We start from the raw sequence: 25,887 nt of genomic DNA on the forward strand, positions 1-25,887 counted from the left end.
GCTGTTGCCCGGTGCGTCAGCCCTCGTGCTGATCCAGCCCGGGCAGGTGCCAGCTGCGTCGGTGCTGGTTGCTGGCGCCCAGTTCGGTGAGGGCCTTGATGTGGGCCGGTGAGGCGTAGCCCTTGTTCGAGGCCCACCCGTAGCCGGGATCGTCCAGGCAGGCCATGAGGGAGTCCCGCTCGACCTTGGCCAGGACGCTGGCTGCCGCGACGACGGCGCAGCGGGCGTCGGCCTTGACCTCCATGCGCACCGGCGGGCTGGGAGGCCCCGCGGCGGGATCCAGGACCGGTTCCGGAGGCTGCCGGTCATCCAGTGCGGTGAGCAGGTCGGGCTGTGGAGCGGTGAGCCAGTCGGCCACGCCGTCGAGGATGATGACGCCTGGGGCGTGTCCGCGCGCATTGACCTGTTTCAAGGCGCGCAGGCCGGCCAGTCTCAGGGCACCGACGATGCCGTGTTCATCGATCTCTGCCGGTGAGGCATGGGCGACGGCGCAGTCCACCAGCCAGTCGCGCACGGGCTCGATCAGGCCGGTGCGCGCACGGGCCGTGAGCTGCTTGGAGTCGGCCAGGCCGTCGGGGAAGGCGTCGTCGGTACGGCGGCCTACCACTGCCAGCCCTACGCTGACCGGTCCGGCGAGCGCACCGCGCCCTACCTCATCCAGACCACCGACGTAGTCGCAGCCGCGGAGCAGCTCGTTCTCCAGGCACCGGTCGGGGCGGGGTCGCACCCGGAGGCTCACCACATCATCCTCGCGTCCGTTCCCGAGCCGCCGGATCCGTCCGAGGAGCCCGGCACGGCGGCCCCCACGGCGCCCGCACCTGATTGTCCATGGCCTGACATCCCGGATGACCCGGATGTCCCTGACACCGCGTCCTCTCCGTCAGCCCCTGGGGCCGGGCCGATCCGGCCGGGCATGGTGTGCTCGGAGCCGTCGGTCGCCTCACCGGTCTCGGTCCGCGGGCCGTCCAGGGACGTGCTGTCCTTGTCGTCGAGATCGTCGGGGGCATCGGGGTCATCGGGGTCGGGGCCCCGCTGCGTCGGTCCTGTCGGCCTGCTCGCCGTGGGCCCGGATGACGCGGACGCAGGAGAGGGGACGGGGGTGTCGTGATCAGGAACCTGGGAGAAGGCCTGCTCCCCGCCGCCCAGACTCCCCCATCGGCTCAGGTTCGTCCACTGGAAGACCACCTTGGCCACCCCGACGACGTTCGTCAGGGGCACGAAGCCGCCGTGGACGTCATCGCGGTGGTAGCGCGAGTCGGCCGAGTTGCTGCGGTTATCCCCCATGACCCAGACGTATCCCTGGGGAACGGTGACGTCGAAGGACGTCAGGGACGGGGACTGACCATCCTTGACGTAGGGCTCCTTGATCGCGACGCCGTTGACGCTCAGCGTTCCCTTCCCGTCGGAGACGACATGGTCACCTCCCACACCGATCACCCGTTTGACAAGGTGATGACCGGTGTGCTCGGGCAGAACGTGCACGGAGACCAAGACCTTCTGAAGGGTGCCGCGCAGACCCGTCGTCTCTTGGACGTGGAGCCAGTCGTCGGGGTCGCTGAAGACGACGACGTCACCGCGGTCGATGTCATCGGAGTCGAACATCGTGACCGCGACCTTGTCCCCGTCGCTCAGGGTGCGCTCCATGGACCCCGAGGGGATCTCGTAGATCTGGACGACGAAGGTCTTCAGAAGGGCCGGAACCAGGATGACGACCGCCAGGACGAGCAGGAGCCTCGTCAGCCTCTGGCCCAGGGAGCGGGTCTCCGGTGGAGGGATGGCGGGCGCGACGTGCCGACGAGGCTGGATGGAGGGGGGCAGGTCCACGGGCTCGTCGTCGGGCTCGGGGTCGGCATCAGGGTCGATGAATGGGTCGTAGTCCCACTCATCGCTGTCGTCGCCCAGGATCACGTTCGAGGGCCCGGCTGCCGGCTCAGACGGCTCGTCGGTCTCCTGAGGGGAGTCTGCGGAGGGAGAGCTGCATGCAGGGGTGACGGCGGATCTGGAGGCCCGGCCGATCTGTGAAGGTGCGGCCTGCTTCAGGTCCAGTCCGACGTCATCGGCCTCGTCCTGCGGCGGTCTCACCGTGTCCCCTTCCCCCTTAGGTCGATGTACGTGGGTCCGCCGCTGCACGGCGAGAGATGACGAGCGCCCGGAGCCCGTCAGGCTCCGGGCGCCGTCTTCAGAGTGCGGACGCTCAGTCCTCGCGACGCTCCTTGATCTTGGCGGCCTTACCGCGCAGGTTGCGCAGGTAGTAGAGCTTGGCACGACGCACCTGACCCCGGGTGACGACCTCGATCTTCTCGATGGAGGGCGTGTGGACGGGGAAGGTGCGCTCGACGCCGACACCGAAGGAGACCTTGCGGATGGTGAAGGTCTCCGAGATGCCGCCACCCTGGCGCGCAATGACAACGCCCTGGAAGACCTGGACGCGGGTACGGGATCCCTCGACCACCTTGACGTGGACCTTGAGGGTGTCCCCGGGACGGAAGGAGGGGATGTCGTCGCGCAGTGATGCGGCGTTGATCTCGTCGATCAGGTTCATGTTTCTCTCCACACCCGTGCCACTGGTCAGGAGTGCTGGTTCGGCGGCGCCGCGCCGTCGGGGGCAGCGCCGGAGGTGGACGCCCCTGGGTTCCCTCGAGGCGACGGCCTCCCCAGTGGCAGAGGAGCCGCAGGACCCAAGTGCCCGCTCAGTCTGCCACAGGCTCGCACCCATGGACGAGCGCGCCGGCGTCTACGTGCCTGAGTTCACGCCTTTTGCGCGTCCCAGCGGGCATCCCGGACGCATGTGTCAGCAGTGGCTCGGCGCCCGCCGGCACGTCGTGCTGCGGGATGTCGCACCGGTTGCTCGAGGGCCGCCGGGAGGACGGGCTCGTCAGCTGCCGGAGCCGGCCAGGGTGCGAGACGGCACGGGCTCAGCGGGTTCGGCGGGGAGAGCTGTCGGGATGGATGTCGGATCGGGAACCTGGGAGAAGACCTGGCGCCCGTCGGTCAGGCCGGACCAGTGGGAGTAGGGCCACACGACGTTCTTGGCGACGCCGACGACGTTGCCCACGGGGACGAAGCCGTGGTGGGCGTCGTTCTGGTGGTACCGGGAGTCCGAGGAGTTGGCGCGATTGTCCCCCATGACCCAGACGTAGCCCTCGGGCACGGTGATGTCGAAGGCGACGTCGGAGGCCGACCGGCCGGGCTTGAGGTAGTCCTCGTGGATCTCGAAGCCGTTGACGCTCAGGGAACCGTTCCCGTCGGCGACGACGTGGTCGCCGGGCATCCCAATGACACGTTTGATGAGATGGTGTCCAGCGTCCTGGGGGAAGATGTGGATCGCGACCAGGAAGTCCTGGAAGGCGCCCTGCAGGCCTGCGGGCTCCTGGGTCGTCAGCCAGTGGTCGGGATCGGTGAAGACGACGACGTCGCCCCGCTCGATGTCGTGGGAGTCGTACATCGTCACAGTGACACGGTCTCCCTCGGTGAGGGTGTCCTCCATCGACCCGGAGGGGATGGTGAAGCTCTGGATGACGAAGGTGCGGATGAGTGCGATGATCGCCACGGCGATGACCAGGTAGGACAGGGTGATGCCCCACTGCTTGAGGCGGGCTCCGACCCGGGCCGCAGGCGAGGCGGGCCCAGCCGCTTCGGAGCTCTTCGTGCGCGGCTCGCCGCCGTTGCCGCGGGTGTCGTCCGTGTCATCAGCCATGTCGTCGGTCATGTCCTTGAGGTTCTGGTCGGGTGCTCTGCTCATTGGCCTTCTCCTGTCCGCCGGATCATGACGACGTCATGGGCGTCCTGGCCCCCGACGTTGTAGGTGCGGGTTCCGGCCTGGCGGAAGCCGGCCCGCTTGTAGGCCTTCTGGGCGCGCTTGTTGGTGACGTGAGTGCCGAGCCAGAGCAGGCTCGTCCCGTGGTCGGTGGCCTGCCGCGTCACGGCGCTCATGAGCGCGGGGGTCAGTCCTGACCCTCTCATCGTGGAGTCGACGTAGACCTTGGACAGCTCTCCGACAACCTGCCCGTGCCGGGCTCGGACGCACGCGGGCCGGGGGTCGATCCCGGTGGGCGGCTCGCCTGCGGCATCCGGCTCCTCGCGCAGCACGGCGGCGTAGCCGACCAGGTCCGGGCCGGTGGGCGTGCCTTCCGGTTCCGCCCCACCGGGCGCCTCTTGCACGGGCTGGGGCGCGAGCAGTTCGGCGACGATGAGGTCGACACGGTCGTCCTCGGCCCAGGCGCGGAACAGGTCGGGAACCAGGTTCGTGGCGATGTGCCGGGCAATGGACTCGGGGGCGATGACCTGCTCGCAGGCATCGGGGAAGGTGCGGGCCGCCAGGTCTGCCAGTGCCTCGGCGTCGCAGGTGGTGGCGGTCCGGATGCGCACCGGCACCGGGTGGGCCGCCCCGGTCGGGACCGCCCATCCCAGGGACGCCAACGTGGCACGGTCCTCGCGGTCCAGGCGCGTGGGGTCCAGGCTCGCAGCCATGTCGGGGCGGCGGCGAACGGTGCGGGCGATGGCCTGGTCCCTCCTGGTGCGGGCGATGCGGGCGTGGTCACCGGACAGCAGGACGGGGTCGACCTCCAGGCCGCGCCACCGGGTGGGCCGGGTGTGGACGGGGTACTCCAACAGGCCGGCGGCTCCGTGGGACTCCTCGACCAGCGACTCGGGGTTGCCCAGGACTCCGGGCAGGAGACGGGCGATCGCCTCGATCATGACGATGGCGGCGACCTCTCCCCCGTTGAGGACGTAGTCGCCGATGCTCAGCTCTCGCACCTCGATACCGCGGGAGGCGTAGTGCTCGGGCACGCGCGCGTCGATGCCCTCGTAGCGGCCGCAGGCGAAGACCAGCGCGTCGGCGTCGGCCAGGTCCTCGGCAGTGCGCTGGGTGAAGACCTCGCCCGAGGGGGTGGGGACGATGAGGACCTGACGTCCGGCGGTGGGGGCGTCCACGGCGAGCACATCATCGAGGGCCTCGCCCCACACGTCCGGCTTCATGACCATGCCGGCTCCACCTCCCAGGGGGGTGTCGTCGACGGTGCGGTGCCGGTCGTGGGCGTGGTCACGAAGGTCATGCACGTGCAGGTCGAGGGTGCCGTGGCCGGCGGCTCTCCCGATGAGTGAGAGGTCCAGGACCTTGAGGTAGTCGGGGAAGATGCTGACGACGTCGATCCTCACCGGGCCTCCTCCGCCTGGCCGCGTCCGGGGAACAACCCGCCGGGCGGATCCAGGGTCACGGTACCGGCCTCGGGGTCGATGGATGGGACGAGCTCAGCAACGAAGGGCACGGCCACGTCGTCACCCTCGGGTGTGGTGACGACCAGGCGGTCCTGGGCGACGCCGGGCTCCAGGTCGGTGACCTCTCCCAGCTCCTCGCCGGCGATGCTCAGCGCCCTGAGTCCGACGAGCTCGTGCCGGTACCAAGATTCCTCAGCATCCTCGGTGTCACCAGGAGCCTCGTCGTCGGTCTCAACCAGGAGCCTCACGCCTCGCAGGGCCTCGGCGGCCGTACGGTCTCCTGCCTGCTCGAAGGAGGCGAACCAGCGCGACCCGTCGAAGCGCAGACGACTGACCGTCAAAGGGCCGGCCTGCGCCGGTTCGGTGGGGACGGTGGTTCCGGGCGCGAGGCGCCCCTCGGGGTCATCGGTGCGGATCTCGAGACGCACCTCGCCCTTGAGGGCATGGGCGGGACCGATGACGGCAAGGGTGAGCAGCACCTGTTCTCCTGGAATCGGGACGTGGAAAGGCTAGTGAGGGATCTGGTTCTCTGACGCCAACCTACCGTGCCCCAGTTGGTGATCCCATCGGCCATGGGGATGAGGTCGGGCACCGGTGGCGTGAGGTTGACCGCCTCCGCCGGGCTTCCTCCCGGTCAAAGGCATCCGGTCGGTGGCGGCCGGGTGGGGGCGGCGATGGCTCTGAGAGCACGACAGTGCCCGGCCCCCCTGGCGGGAACCGGGCACCCGTATCAGTCGGCGAGACCGACACCGTCAGTCGTGCGACCCCGTGTGCTCAGCGGCGGTCGGTGTCGACGACGTCGACGCGCACCGGCGAGTCCGCCAGTGCCCCTACCACCGTGCGCAGTGCTCGAGCGGTACGACCCGAGCGGCCGATGACTCGGCCGAGGTCCTCGGGGTTGACCCGCACCTCCAGCAGGTCGCCGCGGCGCAGCGACCGAGAGGTGACGGTGACGTCGTCGGGATTGTCGACGATGCCCCGCACGAGGTGCTCGAGGGCGTCGGCCAGCATCTCAGGCCTCCTCGGAGGCGGCCTCAGCGGCCTCGTCAGCCACGGCCTCGGTAGTCTCGGCGGCCGCAGCGGCCTCCTCGTCGGCCTTGGCCTTGGCGGCGGCTGCCTTGCGCTTCTCGGCGTCGTCGGCGGCGGCCTTGACCGCGGCCTCCTTGGCGACCGTGGCGGCGTCGGCGTCCTTGACCTTGAGGGTGCTCTCGACACCCTTGAGACCCTTGAACTGGTGATAGTCGCCGGTGATCTTGATCAGCTTGTAGACAGCGTCGGAGGGCTGAGCCCCCACACCGAGCCAGTACTGGACGCGCTCGGAGTCGATGCGGATGAGCGAGGGCTCCTGCATCGGGTCGTAGACACCGATCTCCTCGATGACACGACCATCGCGCTTCTTGCGGGAGTCGAGGACGACGACCCGGTAGAAGGGGGCAAACTTCTTGCCCATGCGCTTGAGGCGAATCTTGACTGCCACTTGGTTGAACTCCTGGTTCTGGATCGTTTGGCGCGCGCTGGTCCCCGGTGGGGTCAAGCAACGGTTTCCGGCGTGAGCCGAGACGCGACCGGGGCCGGGAGAGGGACCGACGTCCGATCGAGTACAGCCGGACATTCTGCCAGAGGGGCCGACGACGTCGCCAGCCTGAGCGGAGGCGCGGCCCCATAGTCCGGTGCGAGATCGCCCACAGACGGCAGGCAACCAGCGGGTTCGATAGGGGCCAACCGCTTCGCACGCCGGGCGCCATGGATGAAGAACCTTCATGGGGCTGCCTTCCCGGGGCAGCCGCCATCCCGGTGCCCGACGTCGATCCGGCCGGCATGAGCCTGGTGCCACGATCCGCACCGCCGCCGAGAGAGGCTCCGCTAACGTTCCGTCCGGCGGACGCACCGCAGCGGCCCGCACCGCCGAGACCAACGGCTGGCTACAAGCCCAGTCACGTCCAAGCCGTCGACGTCGCGACGAGAGGTAAGGGATGGAGAGCTCAACACAGTGGCATGAACTGATCCGACGAGAACCGATCTTCCACCACCCGGAACTGATCTGGGACACCGACTCTTTCGATGAGCAGGTCGCGGAGGACTTCAACGAGGTCGGCGCCTCGGGACGGCGTTACAGCCGCAGCGAGGTCAGGGAGATCGTCCTGGGACGCTTGGAGGGAAGGCATGCGGACTCCCTCGCCGATGGATACAACATCGAGGAGGCTGAGTCCCGCATCCTTGCCGACGACGTCGTCCAGGTCCTCTATACCTTACGTACGCCGAGTCGTGTCACCCGGAGATCCACGCTCTACCGTCGCCGGGGCTCGACCTGGCAGGCGGTGTTCCACCAGGGCACCGTCATCGAGGGCGCGACGGCCCCGTCTCCCGACGACTGACCCACCTCCGTCGATCCGACGATGTCCGAATCCGCGGCTCGACTCCCAGGTGCCGCGAGCCGTTACGTCTACAGCCCGAGGTGGCGGCGCAGGTCCTCGGGCAGGGCGCCCATCGCGTCGGCGACGTCGTCGCCCGAAGGCTGCTTGCTCTGCTGGGCCTGGGGCATGATCCCGTAGCCGGAGGCGTCGGCCTGGCCGCCGCCGAGCCCGAAGGAGGAGCCGGCTGCGGGCGCGGCGCTCTGCCCCGCCTCGATCTTGGCCTGCTTGGCGGCCGCGGCCTCCTTGGCCTGGCGGGCGGCCTTGGCGGGATTGCCGCTGCGCCCCTTCTTGCCACCCTTGCCGCGCTTGGCCTTGGGGGCCTGACGGGCCTTGGAGTGCTTGCCCATGCCGGGCAGCGACCCCATCCCGGGCATGGGGCCGCCCTCGCCGAGACCGCCCATGCCTCCGCCGGAGGCCATGGCCTCCATCATCTTCTTGGCCTGCTCGAAGCGGTCCACGAGCTCATTGACGGCCTGGACCGTGGTTCCCGATCCCTTGGCGATGCGGCTGCGGCGCGAGCCGTTGAGGATGGACAGGTCCTTGCGCTCGGCCGGGGTCATGGAGCACACGATCGCCTCGATGCGGTCGACCTCGCGCTCGTCGAAGTTCTCCAGGGCCTCACGCATCTGCCCCATGCCGGGCATCATGCCCAAGAGCTTCTTCATGGAGCCCATCCTGCGGATCTGGCGCAGCTGGCCCAGGAAGTCGTCGAGGGTGAAGGTGCCCTTGGCGAGCTTGGCGGCGGCGTCCTCGGCCTCCTGGCGGTCCAGGGTCCGCTCGGCCTGCTCGATGAGGGTGAGCAGGTCACCCATGTCCAGGATGCGCGAGGCCATGCGGTCGGCGTGGAAGCGCTCGAAGTCGGTCAGGCCCTCACCGGTGGAGGAGAACAGGACCGGAGCGCCGGTGACGCCGCGAACGGACAGGGCCGCACCACCGCGGGCGTCGCCGTCGAGCTTGGAGAGGACCACGCCGGTGAAGCCGACGCCGTCGCGGAAGGCGACGGAGGTGTTGACCGCGTCCTGACCGACCATGGCGTCCAGGACGAAGAGGATCTCGTGGGGGACGACCGCGTCGCGGATGCGGATCGCCTGGTCCATCATCTCGGCGTCCACACCGAGGCGGCCGGCGGTGTCCACGACGACGACGTCGTAGCCGTTGGCGCGCGCCTGCTCGACGCCGGAGCGGGCCACGGCTACCGGGTCGCCCACGCCATTACCGGGCTCGGGCGCCCACACGTGCACCCCGGCGCGCTCGGCGACGACGCTCAGCTGGGTGACGGCGTTGGGGCGCTGGAGGTCGGAGGCCACCAGCAGGACGCGCTTGCCCTGGTCGCGCAGCCAGCGGCCGAGCTTTCCGGCCAGGGTGGTCTTACCGGCGCCCTGGAGGCCGGCGAGCATGATGATTGTGGGGCCGCGGTCGGCCCAGTTGATCTCCCGGGTCTCACCGCCCAGGACCTCGATGAGCTCCTCGTTGACGATCTTGACGACCTGCTGGCCCGGGTTGAGGGCCTGGGAACGGGCGGCATCGACCGCCTTCTCGCGCACCGCTGAGGTGAAGGCGCGCACCACGGGCAGGGCGACGTCGGCCTCCAGGAGGGCACGGCGGATCTCGGTGACCGTGGCGTTGACGTCGGCCTCGGTGAGACGACCTTTGCCGCGCAGCTGGTTGAAGGAGGCGGTGATGCGATCGGAGAGGTTGCCGAACACGCGATGGTCCTTCCTGGCGCCGTCGGGCGCGTTGGTCGGGAGACTGTGGGCGGATGAGGGAGAAACGTCCATGGCCGAGAGCCATGATGATTCCCCTGACTGCGACCCAGGATAGCGGCAAGCGGGGCCCGCCCTCTCCCCCGCGCCCGGACCGGGACTGAGCCCACACTCACCGACCGCCCGCTACTGGCCGGCTCCGCCACTTCCGCCTTCTTCGCCCGGTATCTCCTCTCACATGGAACAATCCGGCTTTGCCCCGCCACGATGCGGTCATTCCACTGCCTGCTCACCCCTGAGAAATGTCATGAGCATGTGGTGACCAATGGGCCATGGGCCACCGCCGCTGCAGCACGAGTCTTGAGCCATGAGCACAACAACACCTCGGCCCGCCCCGGAGTCCTCACTCCAGGTGGTTCCCCAAACGGATCGCGTCGACGCCATCAGCCTGACCGATCTGCACAAGTCCTTCGGTGCCGTCACCGCCGTTGACGGCACCGACCTGACCATCCGCCCCGGAGAGGTCGTCGCCCTCCTGGGCCCTAACGGCGCGGGCAAGACGACGACGATCACATGATCCTGGGGCTCAGCAGCCCCACCAGCGGCAATGCGAGCGTCTTCGGGATGAGCCCACGCCAGGCGGTCGACCATGGACGTTGACATGCCCGGCACTGACGGGCTGAGCGCGACCGCGAGGCTCCTGGAGCCGCTGCCGGCCACGAGGGTCCTCATCGTCACCACCTTCGGGCGTCCCGGATTCCTGCGGCGCGCCGTCCAGTCCGGGGCCACGGCTTCGTCGTCAAGGATGCTCCGGCCGCAAGGCCTCCGGCTACCGGTACGGGAAGAGGACCGGTAGCCGGAGGCCTTGCGCAGAGACGGGCAGGCCCGTGAGCGACGGCTCAGCCCAGCAGCGCGTCGACGAAGCCCTCCGGGTCGAAGGGAGCCAGGTCATCGGCGCCCTCCCCCAGGCCCACGAGCTTGACGGGAACGCCCAGCTCCCTCTGAACGGTGACGACGATGCCGCCCTTGGCGGTGCCGTCGAGCTTGGTGAGCACGATGCCGGTGATGCCGACGGCCTCGGAGAAGACCTGGGCCTGGCGCATGCCGTTCTGTCCGGTGGTGGCGTCCAGGACCAGGAGGATCTCGCCGACGGGGGCGATCTTCTCCATGACGCGCTTGATCTTGCCCAGCTCATCCATGAGGCCGGCCTTGTTCTGCAGGCGCCCGGCGGTGTCGACGACGACGACGTCCGTGCCCTGGTCGGCCGCCTGGCGGGCGGCGTCGTAGGCGACGGAGGCGGGGTCGGCGCCCTCCTTGTCGGAGCGCACGACGTCAACGCCCACGCGCTCGCCCCAGGTGGTCAGCTGCTCGGCGGCCGCGGCCCGGAAGGTGTCTGCCGCACCCAGGACGACGGTCTTGTCCTGGGCCACCAGGACGCGGGCGAGCTTGCCGCAGGTGGTGGTCTTTCCGGTGCCGTTGACGCCCACCATGAGGATGGCGGCCGCGGGCGTTCCCTGTGCGCCGTCGACCGGAGTGGGGCGCTCCAGGTTGAGGGAGCGATCAAGGGTGGGGTCGACGAGCTTGAGCAGCTCGGCGCGCAGGACGGTGCGGACGGCCTCGGGGTCGGAGGTGCCCAGGACCTTGGCCTGGGTGCGCAGCTCGTCCATGAGAGAAGTGGTCACCTCGATACCGAGGTCGGAGGTGAGCAGGGTGTCCTCGATCTCCTCCCAGTCCTCTTCCGTCAGGTCACCGCGGGACAGGACGGACAGGACGGCCTTGCCGAAGCCGCCGGCGCCGGCCAGGCGGGCGCGCAGGCGCTGCATGCGGCCGGGGATGGACTCAGGGGACTCCAACGTCGCGGTGGGCGGGGCGGCCGGCTCGGCCTCGTCCGAGGGCGGCTCCTCCTCTTCCTCGGATGGAAGGAGGTCCTCCACGGACATCGGCCTGTGGGCACTGACCTCGTCAGGGACCTGTCCCCGACGTCTGCCTGCGTAGAGCCACAGGCCACCGCCGACGACGATGACCAGGATGATGCCGAGAACGATGAGGATCGGTTCCATAGGCCCATCATGCCCGATGGCCGCCCCGCTGTGGCAGGGTCATTCGTCTCCGGACGCCTCTGGCCGGTAGGGCGCCGCGGGAAATCACCGACCCGCCCCTGAGTCGTGACAAAAAAAATTCCTGCGGCACCCCTGCCGGCGTGCCGCAGGACGAGGAAGGCCAATGGCCTCGGTGTCAATACGGAGAAAAGCGGAACCTGTTGGCGTCAGACGCAACAGGAGCTGATAAGAGTAGACGGGATGGCGATCTCTCAGGGCCGGGATTTTATCCAGAGACCGACTCTTCAAGCCCGGTGGTTCGTGAAAATAACGTGGACATAGTTTTCACGAACCGGGCCGACAGATCATCCCTGGGTATGCGAGATCCCGCTGGCAGCCGGCTCGTGCACCTGGCCGCGACGTCGGGAACCGGCGACCCCCCGAGTCCTCTCCGCGGTGTCCATCGCCTTCTCGACGACCCCGACCAGGCCGACGAAGGAGTCGGTCCCCACGTAGGCGGCGGGCCCCTCACGCGTCATGAGGTCGGTGAGGCGGACCTCCTGGGGCACGACCTCCACCTCGACGCCCTGCCCCTCCTGACGCACCTCCTGCGCATTGCGGACCAGACCGCGAATGCGGGACGGCCAGGAGCGCACCGGGAAGCGCTCGGCACAGACCAGGCCGAGCACAAGAAGGCCGGCAACCAGCACGACAACGAGGGGAAGAATCATGGCACCCATGGCTAGGATTCTGCCCTGAGAAATGCGATCTGACCAGACTTTGCACGCATTTGTCGTCCAATCGACAACAAAACCTGGTAACTTCCTGGCACAACGATGACTCGAATCTGAAAACGACGGTCATATTGTAAGAGTGCTATCACACATTCCTCATGGTTCACTCAGGTATCAGGAGTCACAGCCGTACCGCGGTCGGGCTGAGCCAACCGCTGCGAGACCGCCTTGGTGATCCCGTCACGCATCGTGATGCCGTAGAGCGCGTCGGCCACCTCCATGGTCCGTTTCTGGTGCGTGATGATGATGAGCTGGCTGGACTGACGCAGCTCGGTAAAAATCTCCAGCAGCCGCCCCAGGTTGGTGTCGTCCAGGGCCGCCTCCACCTCATCCATGACGTAGAAGGGCGAGGGGCGCGCCTTGAAGATCGCCACCAGCAGGGCGACGGCGGCCAGCGAGCGCTCCCCGCCCGAGAGCAGCGAGAGCCGCTTGACCTTCTTGCCCGCCGGACGAGCCTCGATCTCGATGCCGGTGGTGAGCATGTCATCGGGATCGGTGAGCACCAAGCGCCCCTCCCCACCCGGGAAGAGCCGGTCGAAGACGGAGGCGAACTGGCGGGCGGTGTCCTCATAGGCCTGGGCGAAGACCTCCTGGACGCGTGCGTCGATCTCCTCGACGATGCTCAGCAGGTCGTCGCGCGAGCGCTTGAGGTCGGCCAGCTGCTCGGCCAGGAACTGATGGCGCTGCTCCAGGGCTGCGTGCTCCTCCAGGGCGAGCGGGTTGACCTTGCCGAGCCGGGCGAGGTCGCGCGAGGCCTTGGCCAGGCGCTTCTCCTGCTCGGAGCGCACATAGGGATGGCCCGCGTGCCCGGACCCGGCCGGGACGTGGGCACCGGGCTGCCCGCGGGCGGGCTCCGCGTCGGAGCCGGGCGCAGCATCGGGTTCCTCGACAACCTCGGGGACGAGCATGTGCGGTCCGTACTCCTCCACGAGGGGGTCCAGCTCGAGGCCGAGCTCGCTCATGGCGCGGTCGGCCAGGGCCTCCAGGCGCATGCGCTGCTCGGCCCTGGCGACCTCCTCGCGGTGGGCGGCATCGGTGAGGTTGCCGAGCTCCTTGGTCAGCTGGTCGATCTCCTCGCGGACCTCGTTGGTGGCCGCCAGGGCCTGGGCGCGCTCGGTCTCGATGGTGGCGCGCTCGTCGGCGGCCTGCTGGACACATGCTCTCGCTGTCTCAGCAGCGGCGCGGGCCTGGTCCCGCACATGGGTGGCGACGGCCAGCTGGGCGCTGCGGCGCTGCTGGGCCCGCTCGGCGGCAGCGCGCTGCTCGCGCTCCCGGCGGGCGGCCGCTCGCAGTGAGTCCGCGCGTCCTCGGCTGGAGCGCTCACGCTCCTCGGCCGTGCGCAGGGCCAACCTGGCGTCGGTCTCGACGGCGCGGGCCTGGCGGGCGGCGTCGGCTGCGCTCTCCCGTTCCTGGCGAGCGCTTTCCAGCTCGCGTTCGAGGCGGCCGGCGCCGCCTGGCGGGCTCGGCTCGCCCGAGTCCTCGGCAGCATCGTGCTCGTCCTCGACCTCGGCCAGGGCGGCCGTGGCGGCGGCGAGCTCGGCGGTGCGCTGGACCGACTCGGCCTCTGCCCGCTCCAGGACCCGACGGGCACGGCCGGTCTCCTCAGTGGCGGCGTGGGCCGCGGAGGTCAGTCGGGCCATCGCCTCGGCAGCCCGGGCGGCCTCGGCGTCGGCCTGACGCAGGGCGGCCAGCGCCTCGCTGAGCTCCTGGCGGGCGGCCTCCTCCTTGCGACGGGCCTCCTCCAGGGCTGCGTCGGCTGCAGTCTCGGCCTGGGCGGCGGCTGCGGCCTCGGCATCGGCCTCCTCATGAGCGGCGGTGAGCTCGAGAACCGAGGAGGCTCCTCGGCCAGCCCCGGAGACCCAGCCGGGAGCCAGGACGTCACCGCTGCGGGTGGCCACGACGGCATCGGGAAGCCCTGCGCGCAGGGCACGAGCGGTCTCGATGTCCTCCGCCACCCAAGCGGCCCTGAGCAGCCCGTCCAGGACCTGCCCGAATCCTCCGAGATCGGGGCGCGCAGGGCTCACGAGTCCGCGGGCCGCCAATGCACCGTCGATGGGAGCGGACGAGTCCTCATCAGCGGTGTGGGGCGAGGGGATCAGCGAGGAGTCGTTGGCCAGCACCAGTCGCACTGCCCCCACGTCCCGACTGCGGGCGTGCTCCAGTCCGGACAGGGCCGCCTCGGCGTCGGCGGCCAGACCGGCTTCGGCGAGCACTCCCAGGAGGGCGGCGACGGCGTTCTCCCAGCCGCGCTCAACACTGAGGTGCTCCGCCACCGGCCCGAGGAGGCCGTCGACGCCGGCCTGGAGCAGCGCGGCCGTGCCGTCCTGGTTGCGCAGGGACATGGCCAGGGTGTCGCGCCTGGCCGCCCAGGTGGCCCGGTCGGAGGCGGCTTCCCGGCGGGCGTCGGTGGCGGCGGAGACGGCCTCGCGCGCCTCGGCCAGCTGTTGGGCGGCCTCCTCGTGGACGGCTGCCGCGCGAGCCGCGGCGTCGGCGGCGCTGGGCGCCTCGATCACCGCCTCAGAGCCGTCCCGCGAGTCGCCGGGGTCGCCGGACGGGCCACTGCCCGAGGGGGTTCCGGTTGAACCGGCGCCGTGAGTCTCCTGCGCATCTCCCCCAGTTGCGGCCAAGGCGGCTCGGGCGCGCTCCTCGCGGTCCTGCGCGGCCCGGAGGGCGCTGCGGGCCTGCTCGAGGGCGGCCAGGCTGGCCTCGTGGCGGCTGCGGGCAGAGGCGACGCGTCCGCCGGCACGGGCGATGGTCTCCCGTCTCTCGGAGAGCCGACGCTGGGCGGCCGAGAGCGCCTGGTCGGCGGCCTTCTCGGCCTTCTCGGCGTCGGAGCGCACCCGGGTGGCGTCACTGAGCGCCGTGCGGGCGGCCTCAACAGCGTCGGCGAGCTCGGCCTCCTCCCTCCCGGCCGCCTCGGCCCGCCGTTCGAGCTCCTCGGGGTCGGCGCCGTGGCTCGCAGCGGGGACGGAGGCCAGGAGCCGGATCCGCTCCCCGGCCACGTCCGCGAGCGCACCGAGGGACTGGGCGACCCCGGTGAGGTCCTCCCAGACACCGCCGGCCCGAGCCAGGCGCTGGGCGGAGGTGGTCTCAATGGCGGCCAGCTCGCTCAGGCGCGCCCGGGCGACGCGCTCGGCCTCCTCGACGGCGCTGCGGCGCCTGGCCAAGGCCTCCTTGTCCTCGTCCCCGGCCTCCAGGAGGGACTGGGCCTGGACGACGTCGTCGGCCAGCAGCCGGGCGGTGGCGTCGCGGACCTCGACCTGGATGGTCCGGGCGCGCCGGGCGATGGCGGCCTGCCGGGCCAGGGGGCCGAGCTGACGGCGCAGCTCCTGGGCGAGGTCGGAGACCCGGGCGAGGTCGGCGGCCATGGACTCGAGCTTGCGCAGGGCGCGCTCCTTGCGCTTGCGGTGCTTGAGGACGCCGGCGGCCTCCTCGATGAAGCCGCGGCGGTCGTCGGGGGTGGCGCTCAGGACGGCGTCGAGCTGGCCCTGCCCGATGATGACGTGCATCTGGCGCCCCAGGCCCGTGTCGCTGAGGAGCTCCTGGACGTCGAGGAGGCGGCAGGGGGTGCCGTTGATCTGGTACTCCGAGCCGCCCCCGCGGAACAGGGTGCGTGAGATGGTGACCTCGGTGTAGTCGATCGGCAGGGCGCCGTCGGTGTTGTCGATGGTCAGGGAGACCTCGGCTCGCCCGAGGGCCGGGCGGGAGCCGGCGCCGGCGAAGATGACGTCGGCCATGGAGCCACCGCGCAGGTTCTTGGCGCCCTGCTCCCCCATGACCCAGGTCAGGGCGTCGACGACGTTCGACTTGCCGGACCCGTTGGGACCGACCACGGCGGTGATTCCGGGCTCCAGACGGAGGGTGGTTGACGAGGCGAAGGACTTGAATCCCTTGATCGTCAACGTCTTGAGGTGCACGGGTGCCACCCTAACAGCGCAGGCGGCCCCGGCGATGACAGAAACGACAAAGGGACTTGACATCACCAATCAAGACAAGCAGACTTTCCATGTCAAGGGGGCTAGACACGCTGTCCGAGCGCCCGCCCATCAGCCCTGTCCGACCCTCGTCTCCGAGATCCAAGGAGCCACGATGCTCACACTGTCCAACCTCTCCAAACGCTTCGGGAGCCTCCAGGCCCTCGACAACCTCTCCCTATCCCTGGCCGGCGGCGAGATCGTCGGCTTCGTCGGAGCCAACGGAGCCGGCAAGTCCACCACGATGCGCATCGTCATGGGGGTGCTCGCCGCGGACACAGGCACCGTGACCTGGAAGGGTTCCCCCATGGACGCCGCGATCCGGCGCAGCATCGGATACATGCCCGAGGAGCGCGGCCTCTACCCCCGGATGAAGGTGACCGACCAGCTCATCTACCTGGCCCGTCTGCACGGGTTGTCGGCCTCCGCCGCCAAGGCGGCCGCAGACCGGTGGACCGAGCGCCTGGGCCTTGAGGAGCGGCGCGGCGACGAGGTGCAGACCCTGTCTCTGGGCAACCAGCAGCGCGTCCAGCTCGCCGCCGCACTCGTGAGCGACCCCGAGCTGCTCATCCTCGATGAGCCCTTCTCCGGCCTGGACCCGGTGGCCGTGGACGTCATGAGCCAGGTCCTCCTGGAGCGGGCGTCCACGGGCGTTCCCACGCTCTTCTCCTCCCACCAGCTCGACGTCGTCGAGCGCCTGTGCGACCGGGTGGTCATCATCCGTTCGGGCCGACTCGTGGCCAACGGGACGATTCCCGAGCTCCAGGCCACCGAGACACCGCGATGGCGGGTCGTCATCGAGCCGCCGCTGGAGGCCGCCCCGCTGGAGGCCGGCACCCTGGACGGTCTGAACGACCCGGCGGTGCAGATCAACGACCAGGGCCGCCTGACCATCACCGCCGCGGGCGACGACGAGCAGAAGCTGTTGCGTACCGCCCAGCGTCTGGGGACGGTGCGCGAACTCGGCCCGGTGCGCCATCGCCTCACCGACATCTTCCGGGAGGTTCTGACGGCGCCGACCTCCCTCAGCCAGACCACCGACCAGACCGACACGAAGAAGGAGGCGCGCCGATGAGCGCCCGAACCAGCCCTATCACCCGCCGTCAGGAGATCACCCTGGTCACCGGCCGAGAGCTGCGGGCGCACCTGATGAAGAAGTCCACCATCGTCCTGACCCTGGTGCTGCTCGTAGCGGTCATCGGCGGCATCATCGGCATCAGCATCTACGCCTCCGGTCAGGACAAGGCCTACCGGCTCGGCCTCAAGGGCACACCGGTCTCGCAGGCCGCCGGGCTGGACAGCGTCGTCGCCTCCAACGGGGAGACGATCGAGGTCGTTGACGTCTCCGGTCGGGAGACGAAGGAGGTGCTGTCCGACGACGCCCCCGAGGGCACACCGCATGTGGACATGGTCCTCGACGTCTCCGGATCCGCACCCACCATCACCGTGGAGAAGTCGGCCGACGACGCGGTCGTCTCCGGAGTCACGGCTTTCCTCCAGCAGGCGTCCCTGGGACAGCAGATCGCGGCCCTGGGCGGCGACCCGGGCCAGGTGGCCTCCCAGCTCAGCACCGCCAAGCCGGAGGTCACGGTGCTCAACACCCTCAAGCGCGATGCCGCCGACTTCGGTCCGCGCTACACGGTCCTCATGACGATCGACGTCCTGCTGATGTTCGCCATCATGGGCGGGGGCCAGTTCATCGCACAGGGCGTGGTGGAGGAGAAGTCGAGCCGGATCGTGGAGATCCTCCTGGCCTGCGTGCGGCCCAGCTCGCTGCTGGCCGGCAAGATCCTGGGGATCGGCATCGCCTCCTTCCTCACCACCGGGGCGGTGGCCGTGGCCGGGGTCGTCACCGCGAAGGCGACCGGTGTCATGCCGGACATCAGCCTCGATCTGGACGGCGTGCTGGTGGCGATGCTCGTGTGGCTGATCGTGGGCTACGCGATCTTCGCGGTCTCCTTCGGAGCCGCCGCCTCACTGGTGAGCCGGCAGGAGGACGTCGGCTCGGTGAGCATGCCCCTGGTGATGCTCTCGATGATCCCCTACGCTCTGAGCATCTTGATGGCCATCGGGGACGCCAACACCATGACCTTCCGGGTCCTCTCCTTCCTGCCGCCCTTCGCACCCTTCATGATGCCGGCACGCCTGGTACTCGGGGTCTCCTCCTGGAGCGAGCAGGTGATCGCGATGGTGATCGCACTCGTCTTCCTGCCGTTGCTGGTGCGCGTGGCAGCGACGATCTACACCCGGGCCGTCACCCGCACCGGCGCCCGGGTCCCGCTCAAGGAGGTCCTGGGGCGGGCGGAACGGGTCTGACCGCGCCCCTCTCCAGCGACGACGGTGCGCCTCCCTCACGGGGAGGCGCACCGTCGCGATCTGGGCGGTGCCGAGGAGGCGCCGGGGCTCGGGCTCAGTCGGCCAGCTCGGGGAACCAGATGGCGATCTCTCGGGCCGCGGACTCATCGCTGTCCGAGCCGTGGACGAGGTTGAGGATGGCGGGGGTGCCCCAGTCGCGACCCAGGTCGCCGCGGATGGTGCCGGGGGCGGCCGTGGTGGGGTCGGTGGGCCCCATGAGGCTGCGCACGCCCTCGACGACGCGCTGCCCCTCGGCGACCGCGGCCACCACGTTGCCGGAGGTCATGTACTCCACGACGCCGGGGTAGAAGGGCTTGTCCACGTGCTCGGCATAGTGCGCGGCGAGGATCTCCTCGGTGGGGGTGAGCACCTTCAGAGCCGTCAAGGCGTACCCCTTGGCCTCGATGCGGCGCAGGATCTCGCCGGTCAGGCCGCGCTCGACGGCGTCGGGCTTGATGAGGATGAGGATGCGGCCGGTCTGGGACGTGCTGGCCATGGGGGGCTCCTTGCTGGTTGGCGGGTGAGGGACCGGATGGACCATAACGGGTTCTGGCCCCTCATAGCCACGGGAGAGCCGGGATCAGGCCTGCTCGACCACCAGGATCGGGTCCAAGGAGCGGTCGCGGGCGGCGTCGGCGGCGGCCTGGAGGATGAGCGCGGAGGACTGGGCACCGGGGTCGCGGTGCCCGCAGGAGCGCTCCGCCAGGAATGAGGCCCGGCCACGACGGGCCTGGAGCGGCTCGGTGTCCAGGGCGCCCTTGGCGGCGGCCCGAGCGGCCGCGGCGAGGACTCCGATCTCGCCCTCTCCGATCTCCGCCGCCTCCTTGGCAGCCACCGCTGCGGGCCTCCAGGCGTCAACCATGGTCTTGTCCCCGCTGGTGGCGTGCCCCCTGGCCTCCAGGCCGGAGGTGGCCTCCTCCAGGGCACGGACCAGCTCCTGGGGCCCCCAGGCGGAGACATCGCTGGAGCGGGCGGCCCTGAGGAAGGCGGTGCCCAGCAGCGGACCCCCGGCGCCGCCGACGGTGGCCATGAGGGTGGTGGCGACGACCTTGAGGACTCCTCCCGGAGTTGCCGGGAGGTTTCCGGCCTCCTGGGCGGCATCGAGCTTGGTGACCACGGCCCTCATGCCGCGATCCAGGTTGTCCCCGTGGTCGGCATCCCCGATGGCTCGATCCAGCTCGGTCAGCTCGACGCGGCTCTCAGCGATCAGTAGGGCGGCGCAACGGGTCCAGTCGAGGGCCCAGGCAGCATCCAAAGGCATGGTGTTTCCTTCTCGGGTCTTGGCAGGTGTTGGTTCCAGGCCTGACCGCCATGCACCTGAGGGTGAAGGACGACCGTGTGGCTTTGATCGGGCCCCGCGCGGACCCGATGGGTCCCTGGGCGTCCCGGGAACGTCCGTGGGACGCGCCGGAGCGGGCCGACGAGGTGCTCATCGCCCGCTCGCATTTCCATCCTCTCACGCACCTTGCGACCTCGCTCGTTGAGACGGCCACATGGCCTGCGAGCAGCGCAAACGGACGCACCGCCACAGATGTCACCAAGGTGAGGGACGACGTGATACTTGTATGCACAAGCCCCGGTGGGCGCCCGCCCGCTACCCCGAGACCTGAGGAAGGACCCTTCCCGTGGCCCAGGCCAAGTACGACCAGATCTTCCAGACCCTGCGCGAACGCATCGACTCGGGCACCTACGGCTTCCTTGATCTGCTCCCCTCGGAGAACGCCCTGGCCGAGGAGTTCGGCTGCACCCGTAACACGGTGCGCAAGGCGCTGGCGCTGCTCGTGGCCCAGGGATACGTCCAGACCATGCAGGGCCGGGGCGTCCAGGTGATCTCCCGGCCGCGAGCGACCTCCACCTTCCTCGTCGGGGGGATCGAGTCGCTCCAGGAGGCCGCTGAGCGCAACCGAGTCCCGCTGAGCACCCACATGATCTCCCTGGAGAAGGGCGTGGTCGACGCCGAGACGGCAGGGGCCTCCGGGATGGCCGAGGGGGCCGAGATCATCATGGTCAAGCGGCTGCGCCTGCTGGACAACATCCCCCTCATCGTGGATACCAGCCACTTCCTGACCTCGGTGGTTCCTCACCTGACTCGGCAGATCGTCGAGTCCTCGGTCTACGCCCACCTGGAGGAGGTCCTGGGGGTGCGGGTGGCCAGCGCGACCCGGCGGATCACGGTGGAGCGGGCCACCGCCGAGGACCGCCGGCTCATCCACCTGGGGGGAATGGACTGCGTCGTCGTGGTCTCGTCGGCGACCTTCGACTCGGCGGGAGTGCTCTTCGAGTTCACGCGCTCACGTCACTCGCCAGTCGACTTCGCCTTCCAGGACACCGCCCACCGACTTCCCGCCGAGCGCTGAGCCGGGCCCTGGAGCCACGGAAGGCCTGAATGACAGGCGCCCGCAGGAAGGGCCGGTGGCCCGACAGCATCCTGGGATGCTGTCGGGCCACCGGCCTGCTGACTCGGGGCGGGACGGACTCATTGAGCGCGCTCACCCGGACGGTGCTGCTCGGCTACTTGGCGACGGGCTCGCGGTTGCCGAGGCGGACCTTCTTGACCGTGCGCTCCTTGTCGAAGTCGGCCTGCTTGAAACCGAAGAAGTAGGTGCACAGGAAGGAGACCACGAGGGCCGCGACGCCGGCGATCCAGAAGCCGGTGAAGGAGGAGCCCATGCCCTTGGGGTTGACGAAGGAGGGGAAGCCGACAAAGGCCCCGGTGAAGCCCCACATGTTGACGTTGAGCAGTCCGGTGAGCAGTCCGCCGACGGCGCCGCCGATCGAGGCGGTGATGAAGATGCGGCCGTACTTGAGGTTGAGACCGTACATGGCCGGCTCGGTCACGCCGCAGAAGGCGGAGATGGTGGCCGGCGCGGCCATCCGCTTGATGCGGGCGTCGCGCACCTTGAGCCAGACCGCCAGGGCGCCGCCTCCCTGGGCGATCATGGTGGCCGAGACAATGGCGTTGAGATGGGAGTAACCGGGGCTGGCGAGCTCGGAGGAGATGATCGGGATGACCGCCCAGTGCAGGCCGAAGATGACCAGGCACTGGTAGAAGCCGCCGATGAGCAGGCCCGCGAGCGTGTAGTTGAAGCCCAGGACCGCGTTGATGACGGAGGCGATACCACCGGAGATAATCATGACGACGGGCCCGAAGACCAGCAGGATGAGGGCGGAGACCACGAAGATCTCGATGAGGGGGCCGAAGATCGGGCGGATGACTGCCGGCAGGGCCTTCTTGAGCCAGGGTTCGATCTTGGAGGCGAGCCAGGCCGCCACGATGATGGGGAAGATCGAGTAGGCGTAGGCGTTGCCCTCGGGCAGCGAGACGGGGATCCCGAAGAAGTCGGCGTTGAAGACCGTGCGCCCCACCTGTGCGACGACGTGGTAGGCCTCATCATCCGGGTTGGACATCGTGACCACGGAGGGATAGCAGAGCACGCCGCCGATGATGGCCACGACGATGGGGTCGGCGCCCAGGCGCTTGGCCGCGGTGAAGCCGACGATGATTGGCAGGAAGAAGAACATCGACGAGCTCATGGCGTCGATGAAGTGGAACGTGTTGGAGGCCTCGGTGACGACCTTGAACTGGACGAGCAGCGCCAGAAGGCCCTTGAGGATCCCGGAGGCCGCCAGCATGCCGACCACGGGGATCATCGATCCGGTGATGACGCCGATGAGGGAGGAAAAGCCAAGCTTGACCCAGCCCCACAGAGTGGTGGGCCGCTCGACGATCTCGACATCGGCGGCCTGATCGCCGGCCCCCACATTCGGCAGCTGGGCGACGACGGCGTCGTAAACGTCGACGACGTCGGGGCCGATGACCACCTGGTACTGGCCGCCCGACTTGACCACGTCGATGACGCCGTCGAGGTCGGTTACGGCCTCGTCGTCGGCCAGGGACTCGTCCTTGAGGTAGAAGCGCACGCGGGTGATGCAGTGCAGGACGGAGCGGACGTTGTCGGGGCCGCCGATGCCGGTGATGATGTCGGCGGCGGTGGCGTCGAAGCCGGTGAGGCCGTCGGTGCGTGCCCCGTCGGTGGTACCGGCATCGACCTCGGTGCTCGCAGCACCTGTGGGAGCTGCGTCATCGTCCTCGCCCTTGAGCGTGGCGGTGGCGACGGTGGTGCCCGCGTCCGTTCTCCCGGTGGTGACGGTCAGGTCGGACAGGTGGGTGATCGTGTTGGTCAGGACCACGATGGCGGTGGTGGCCTTGCCCGCGGCTCGGACGGCCTCGAGGTCCATGGCGCCCAGGGTCTGCCCGGCCTTGACGGTGTCTCCGACCGTGACGCTCAGGTCGAAGGGGGCTCCCCCGAGCTCGACGGTGTCGACGCCCAGGTGCAGGAGGACCTCCAGGCCGGACTCGCTCTTGAAGCCGATGGCGTGTCCGGTTCCGGCCACCATGGTGACGGTGGCGTCCATCGGGGAGACGATGGCGCCGTCGTCGGGCTCGACACCGAGCCCGTCCCCGACGGCCTTGGAGGAGAAGACGGGGTCGGGGACGTCGGCGAGGTCGATGACTGTCCCCGTCACCGGGGAGGCGATGGGGATCTCGGGTCCCTTGTCTGGTTCGGACATGGGGGTTCCTTTCGGAGCGCGGGTGGGTACAGCGGTGTCGGGGAGGGCGGGCTCGGCAGTCCTCCGGGGTGGACGGGGCGGACAGAAGTGACGGACAGGAGGGGACGCGGGCTGCTGCTGATTCAGGTGAGCAGGGCGATGGCCTCGTAGGGGCGCAGGCGGATCACTCCCGCCTCGAGGCGGCCGGTGACGGCGGGCAGCTCGGCGCTGCTGCGGGTGCGGTCGTTACCGTCGTAGTTGCCGATGAGGATGCGGGCGGCGGCGAAGGCCTCCGGGACATCCACCTCGGTGCTGTGGCCGCGGAAGCTGCACAGGACCAGCAGGCGGCCGCCCTCGTGCTCGCGGGTGTAGGCCAGGACGTCCTCGTGCTCCATGAGGTAGGGGGCGTAGGTGCCGCGGGAGATGATGGGCAGCTCCTTGCGCAGGGCGATGAGGCGCCGGTAGTAGGGCAGGATCCGCCCCTGACTCTCCTCGATCTCGACGTTGACGATCCGCTGGTTGGTGGGCCGCAGCCAGGGCGTCCCGGTGGTGAATCCGGCACCGGGGATCTCGGCGTTCCACTGCATGGGGGTGCGGGCGTTGTCGCGGGCCTTGGAGTGAACGACGGCGAAGGCCTCCTGAGCGTCCATGCCGCCGGCCGTCAGCTCGTGGTAGGCGTTGCGGGCCTCGACGTCGACGTAGTCCTCGATGGACAGGTAGGCGGGGTCGGTCATGCCGATCTCCTCGCCCATGTAGATGTATGGCGTGCCGCGCAGCAGGTGGACGACGGTGGCGAGCATGGTCGCGGACTCGGCGTGGTAGCGCTCAGGGTCGGCGAAGCGGTCGATGGCGCGGGGCTGATCGTGATTGTTCCAGAACAGGGCGTTCCAGCCGCCGCCGGCCTGCATGCCCAGGGCCCACTCATTGAGGATGCGCTTGAGGGCGGCGAAGTCGTAGGGGACGCGGGTCCACTTGGCGCCGTCGGCATAGTCGACCTTGAGGTGGTGGAAGCTGAAGACCATGCTCAGCTCGCCACTGGCCGGGTTGGAGTAGTCGACACAGGCCTCGACGGTGGTTGAGGACATCTCGCCGACCGTCATCGCCTCAGGGTCCTGGCCGAAGCTGGCCGCAGAGAGCTCGCGCAGGTAGTCGTGGACGAGGGGGCCGTCGGTGTACATGCGGCGGTCGTCCGTGCCGGCGGGCGCGTCCTGGAAGGGAACGGGCTTGCCGATGACGTTGATGACGTCGAAGCGGAAGTCCTTGACGCCCTTGGCCCGCCAGAAGTTGACGACCCCCGCGGCCTCGGCGCGCACGGCCGGGTTGTGCCAGTTGAGGTCGGCCTGGGTGCGGTCGTAGAGGCACAGGTAGTATAGGCCGGTCTCCCCGAAGGGCGCCCAGGCAGGGCCGCCGAACTTGGAGACCCAGTTGGTGGGCGGCGAGCCATCCTCCTTGGGGGGCAGCAGGTAGAAGTAGTCCTGGTAGACGGGGTCACCGGCCAGGGCCCGCTGGAACCACTCGTGATCGGTGGAGACGTGGTTGAGAACCATGTCCAGCATGACGCCGATGCCGTGCTCGCCCAGGGCGGCGACGAGCTCCTCGAAGTCCTCCATGGTTCCCATGGCCGGGTCGATGGCGCAGTAGTCGGAGATGTCGTATCCGTTGTCCCGGCCCGGCGAGGGGAAGAAGGGATTGAACCAGACGTGGTCCACCCCCAGGGAGGCGATGTAGCCGACCTGCTCGATGATGCCGCGCAGATCGCCCACGCCGTCACCAGTGGAGTCGCGGAAGGACTTGGGATAGATCTGGTAGACGACACTGTCCGTCAATGACATGCGGGAGCTCCTGAGGGAAGCGGGATGGAGCCGGAGGAACCACCTCCGAACAACTTGTGCACACAAGTATGCACTTGTGTGCACAAGTTGTTGATACGCCTTTTTGTGTTATGTATCATGTGACTGGTTTCCGGAAGCGACACCCCAGGCCTCTGGACATAGCGCCCCTCATCCCCGTTCTCTCCGCAAGAAAGATGTGTCTCCCGTGAGCAGCCGAGAGCCCGTTCGCCCGCACCGTCCTCACCACCTCCGCGCCCAAGCCCGATGGGCCTTGCCCGCACTCCCGCTCCTGTGCACCCTGGTGCTCAGCGCCTGCGGCATGAGTGGAACAACATCCTCCGGGGCCGCATCCGCCTCATCCGCTCAGGAGACCCCCTCAGCCCCGCACTCGGCAGCCGCCTCTCCATCTGGGGGCGGGCAGAAGCCGTCAGCAGCGCAGACGCAGACCGCATCGGGATCATCACCTCTGTCGACGCAGGCCACCGAGGGCCCCACCCCCACACCGGCGGACACCGCGCCCGAGCGCAACACGCTCCTCAATGCCTCACTGCCCCTGCCCTCAACCTGCACAGCCAGCGGCCCCGTTTCCTTCTCCGGCGGACAGGCCTCTCTGAGCTTCGGGGGATTCGCCAGGATCGAGGACCCCTCGGCCACCTACGTCCTCAACGGCACTCCCACCACCGCCGTGGCACTGACCTGCAACGGTGGCGGATCGGCAGCCTTCCCCTCCCTGGCGTTCTACGACGACGAGCTGAGCCTCGTCGCCTCCTACGACCTGTCGAGGATCAGTGACGCAGAATCCTACGAGCCGGTCATCACCTCACTGGAACCCCGGGGCGACATCCTGCACGTGGAGTGGAGCAACGAGAAACTCCCTACGGACACCACCGGAATGCACACCGGCTCAGGCACGGGCAGCGCCGACCTGAGCTGGAACGGGACGTCGTTCGACAAATCGAACATCACGGTCCGCGACGCCCAGGGAAACCAGGTGGGCTAGAGATC

At 69.3% G+C, this 25,887-nt stretch carries 21 protein-coding genes and 2 pseudogenes; 7 read left to right on the plus strand and 16 right to left on the minus strand.

What is annotated here, in order from left to right:
- Positions 1-16 precede the first annotated feature (16 nt).
- The 8 genes from BQ8008_RS06515 to rpsP form a co-directional block, all read right to left on the minus strand.
- Positions 17-739, minus strand: a complete 723-nt coding sequence (locus tag BQ8008_RS06515; RefSeq protein WP_108833305.1) for a ribonuclease HII — start codon at positions 737-739, stop codon at positions 17-19.
- Positions 736-2,082, minus strand: a complete 1,347-nt coding sequence (gene lepB / locus BQ8008_RS06520) for a signal peptidase I (RefSeq protein WP_108833306.1) — start codon at positions 2,080-2,082, stop codon at positions 736-738. The genes BQ8008_RS06515 and lepB (BQ8008_RS06520) overlap by 4 nt, the downstream gene beginning before the upstream one ends.
- 112 nt (positions 2,083-2,194) lie before the next feature.
- Positions 2,195-2,542 carry a 50S ribosomal protein L19 gene (gene rplS / locus BQ8008_RS06525; RefSeq protein ID WP_108833307.1) on the minus strand — a complete coding sequence of 116 codons (348 nt, stop codon included), beginning with the start codon at positions 2,540-2,542 and terminating at the stop codon, positions 2,195-2,197.
- A 333-nt stretch (positions 2,543-2,875) separates the two neighbouring features.
- Complete coding sequence (gene lepB, locus BQ8008_RS06530; RefSeq protein WP_199907949.1) at positions 2,876-3,742, minus strand: signal peptidase I; 867 nt, start codon at positions 3,740-3,742, stop codon at positions 2,876-2,878.
- A complete protein-coding gene (gene trmD / locus BQ8008_RS06535; protein WP_108833308.1) occupies positions 3,739-5,160 on the minus strand; it encodes a tRNA (guanosine(37)-N1)-methyltransferase TrmD in 1,422 nt (473 codons plus the stop codon). Before trmD ends, lepB (BQ8008_RS06530) begins: the two co-directional genes overlap by 4 nt.
- A complete protein-coding gene (rimM, locus tag BQ8008_RS06540; protein WP_108833309.1) occupies positions 5,157-5,699 on the minus strand; it encodes a ribosome maturation factor RimM in 543 nt (180 codons plus the stop codon). The genes trmD and rimM overlap by 4 nt, the downstream gene beginning before the upstream one ends.
- A gap of 295 nt (positions 5,700-5,994) precedes the next feature.
- The gene (locus BQ8008_RS06545) at positions 5,995-6,231 is read right to left on the minus strand and encodes an RNA-binding protein (RefSeq protein ID WP_003786440.1); all 237 of its coding nucleotides are present in this window, start codon (positions 6,229-6,231) and stop codon (positions 5,995-5,997) included.
- 1 nt (position 6,232) lies between these two features.
- Entirely contained in the window at positions 6,233-6,697 is a 465-nt protein-coding gene (rpsP, locus tag BQ8008_RS06550) for a 30S ribosomal protein S16 (protein WP_108833310.1), read from the minus strand.
- Between the two features lie 496 nt (positions 6,698-7,193).
- Between rpsP and BQ8008_RS06555 the strand changes: the two genes are divergently transcribed.
- Positions 7,194-7,595 (plus strand): nuclear transport factor 2 family protein, encoded by a 402-nt coding sequence (locus BQ8008_RS06555; protein WP_108833311.1) that lies wholly within the window; start codon positions 7,194-7,196, stop codon positions 7,593-7,595.
- A gap of 68 nt (positions 7,596-7,663) precedes the next feature.
- Here BQ8008_RS06555 and ffh read toward each other — a convergent pair whose 3' ends face one another.
- Positions 7,664-9,340, minus strand: a complete 1,677-nt coding sequence (gene ffh / locus BQ8008_RS06560) for a signal recognition particle protein (protein WP_108833312.1) — start codon at positions 9,338-9,340, stop codon at positions 7,664-7,666.
- A gap of 364 nt (positions 9,341-9,704) precedes the next feature.
- Here ffh and BQ8008_RS06565 point away from each other — a divergent pair.
- Together BQ8008_RS06565 and BQ8008_RS06570 are read left to right on the plus strand one after the other, a co-directional pair.
- A pseudogene (locus BQ8008_RS06565) lies at positions 9,705-9,991 on the plus strand (ATP-binding cassette domain-containing protein); the annotation flags it as partial.
- Positions 9,987-10,153 (plus strand): annotated as a pseudogene (locus tag BQ8008_RS06570) (response regulator); the annotation flags it as partial. The pseudogenes BQ8008_RS06565 and BQ8008_RS06570, both read left to right, overlap by 5 nt.
- An 83-nt stretch (positions 10,154-10,236) precedes the next feature.
- On the opposite strand, the gene ftsY reads toward BQ8008_RS06570, so the two are convergent.
- The 3 genes from ftsY to BQ8008_RS06585 form a co-directional block, all read right to left on the minus strand.
- Positions 10,237-11,397: a signal recognition particle-docking protein FtsY gene (ftsY, locus tag BQ8008_RS06575; protein ID WP_108833313.1), complete on the minus strand. Its 1,161-nt coding sequence runs from the start codon at positions 11,395-11,397 to the stop codon at positions 10,237-10,239.
- A 344-nt stretch (positions 11,398-11,741) separates the two neighbouring features.
- On the minus strand, positions 11,742-12,116 hold the full coding sequence (locus tag BQ8008_RS06580; RefSeq protein ID WP_108833314.1) for a hypothetical protein: 375 nt from the start codon (positions 12,114-12,116) through the stop codon (positions 11,742-11,744).
- 161 nt (positions 12,117-12,277) lie between these two features.
- On the minus strand, positions 12,278-16,087 hold the full coding sequence (locus BQ8008_RS06585) for an AAA family ATPase (RefSeq protein ID WP_108833315.1): 3,810 nt from the start codon (positions 16,085-16,087) through the stop codon (positions 12,278-12,280).
- 172 nt (positions 16,088-16,259) lie between these two features.
- On the opposite strand from BQ8008_RS06585, the gene BQ8008_RS06590 reads away from it, so the two are divergent.
- Together BQ8008_RS06590 and BQ8008_RS06595 are read left to right on the plus strand one after the other, a co-directional pair.
- Positions 16,260-17,219, plus strand: coding sequence for an ABC transporter ATP-binding protein (locus BQ8008_RS06590; protein ID WP_108833316.1), 960 nt, complete (start codon positions 16,260-16,262; stop codon positions 17,217-17,219).
- On the plus strand, positions 17,216-18,460 hold the full coding sequence (locus BQ8008_RS06595; RefSeq protein WP_108833317.1) for an ABC transporter permease: 1,245 nt from the start codon (positions 17,216-17,218) through the stop codon (positions 18,458-18,460). The genes BQ8008_RS06590 and BQ8008_RS06595 overlap by 4 nt, the downstream gene beginning before the upstream one ends.
- Positions 18,461-18,554: 94 nt before the next feature.
- On the opposite strand, the gene ndk is transcribed toward BQ8008_RS06595, so the two are convergent.
- A complete protein-coding gene (ndk, locus tag BQ8008_RS06600; RefSeq protein ID WP_108833318.1) occupies positions 18,555-18,995 on the minus strand; it encodes a nucleoside-diphosphate kinase in 441 nt (146 codons plus the stop codon).
- An 84-nt stretch (positions 18,996-19,079) separates the two neighbouring features.
- The gene (gene dhaL / locus BQ8008_RS06605) at positions 19,080-19,760 is read right to left on the minus strand and encodes a dihydroxyacetone kinase subunit DhaL (RefSeq protein WP_108833319.1); all 681 of its coding nucleotides are present in this window, start codon (positions 19,758-19,760) and stop codon (positions 19,080-19,082) included.
- 364 nt (positions 19,761-20,124) lie between these two features.
- Between dhaL and BQ8008_RS06610 the strand changes: the two genes are divergently transcribed.
- Complete coding sequence (locus BQ8008_RS06610) at positions 20,125-20,856, plus strand: UTRA domain-containing protein (protein ID WP_108833320.1); 732 nt, start codon at positions 20,125-20,127, stop codon at positions 20,854-20,856.
- 154 nt (positions 20,857-21,010) lie between these two features.
- Here BQ8008_RS06610 and BQ8008_RS06615 read toward each other — a convergent pair whose 3' ends face one another.
- Positions 21,011-23,071 (minus strand): glucose PTS transporter subunit IIA, encoded by a 2,061-nt coding sequence (locus BQ8008_RS06615; RefSeq protein WP_108833321.1) that lies wholly within the window; start codon positions 23,069-23,071, stop codon positions 21,011-21,013.
- Between the two features lie 122 nt (positions 23,072-23,193).
- On the minus strand, positions 23,194-24,882 hold the full coding sequence (locus tag BQ8008_RS06620; RefSeq protein ID WP_108833322.1) for an alpha,alpha-phosphotrehalase: 1,689 nt from the start codon (positions 24,880-24,882) through the stop codon (positions 23,194-23,196).
- A gap of 319 nt (positions 24,883-25,201) precedes the next feature.
- On the opposite strand from BQ8008_RS06620, the gene BQ8008_RS06625 reads away from it, so the two are divergent.
- Positions 25,202-25,882 carry a hypothetical protein gene (locus BQ8008_RS06625; RefSeq protein ID WP_159086776.1) on the plus strand — a complete coding sequence of 227 codons (681 nt, stop codon included), beginning with the start codon at positions 25,202-25,204 and terminating at the stop codon, positions 25,880-25,882.
- The last annotated feature ends 5 nt before the right edge of the window (positions 25,883-25,887 follow it).

This window comes from Actinomyces sp. Marseille-P3109 (genome assembly GCF_900323545.1).
Taxonomy (GTDB): Bacteria; Actinomycetota; Actinomycetes; order Actinomycetales; family Actinomycetaceae; genus Actinomyces.

Bases quoted from the DNA above. Each gene is read 5' to 3' on its own strand.
- BQ8008_RS06545 (WP_003786440.1), bottom strand. From the start codon at position 6,231: ATGCTGGCCGACGCCCTCGAGCACCTCGTGCGGGGCATCGTCGACAAT.
- ndk (WP_108833318.1), bottom strand. From the start codon at position 18,995: ATGGCCAGCACGTCCCAGACCGGCCGCATCCTCATCCTCATCAAGCCC.
- ftsY (WP_108833313.1), bottom strand. From the start codon at position 11,397: ATGGAACCGATCCTCATCGTTCTCGGCATCATCCTGGTCATCGTCGTC.
- BQ8008_RS06555 (WP_108833311.1), top strand. From the start codon at position 7,194: ATGGAGAGCTCAACACAGTGGCATGAACTGATCCGACGAGAACCGATC.
- rplS (WP_108833307.1), bottom strand. From the start codon at position 2,542: ATGAACCTGATCGACGAGATCAACGCCGCATCACTGCGCGACGACATC.
- lepB (WP_199907949.1), bottom strand. From the start codon at position 3,742: ATGAGCAGAGCACCCGACCAGAACCTCAAGGACATGACCGACGACATG.
- BQ8008_RS06625 (WP_159086776.1), top strand. From the start codon at position 25,202: ATGAGTGGAACAACATCCTCCGGGGCCGCATCCGCCTCATCCGCTCAG.
- BQ8008_RS06595 (WP_108833317.1), top strand. From the start codon at position 17,216: ATGAGCGCCCGAACCAGCCCTATCACCCGCCGTCAGGAGATCACCCTG.
- BQ8008_RS06590 (WP_108833316.1), top strand. From the start codon at position 16,260: ATGCTCACACTGTCCAACCTCTCCAAACGCTTCGGGAGCCTCCAGGCC.
- BQ8008_RS06615 (WP_108833321.1), bottom strand. From the start codon at position 23,071: ATGTCCGAACCAGACAAGGGACCCGAGATCCCCATCGCCTCCCCGGTG.
- dhaL (WP_108833319.1), bottom strand. From the start codon at position 19,760: ATGCCTTTGGATGCTGCCTGGGCCCTCGACTGGACCCGTTGCGCCGCC.
- BQ8008_RS06620 (WP_108833322.1), bottom strand. From the start codon at position 24,882: ATGTCATTGACGGACAGTGTCGTCTACCAGATCTATCCCAAGTCCTTC.
- BQ8008_RS06580 (WP_108833314.1), bottom strand. From the start codon at position 12,116: ATGGGTGCCATGATTCTTCCCCTCGTTGTCGTGCTGGTTGCCGGCCTT.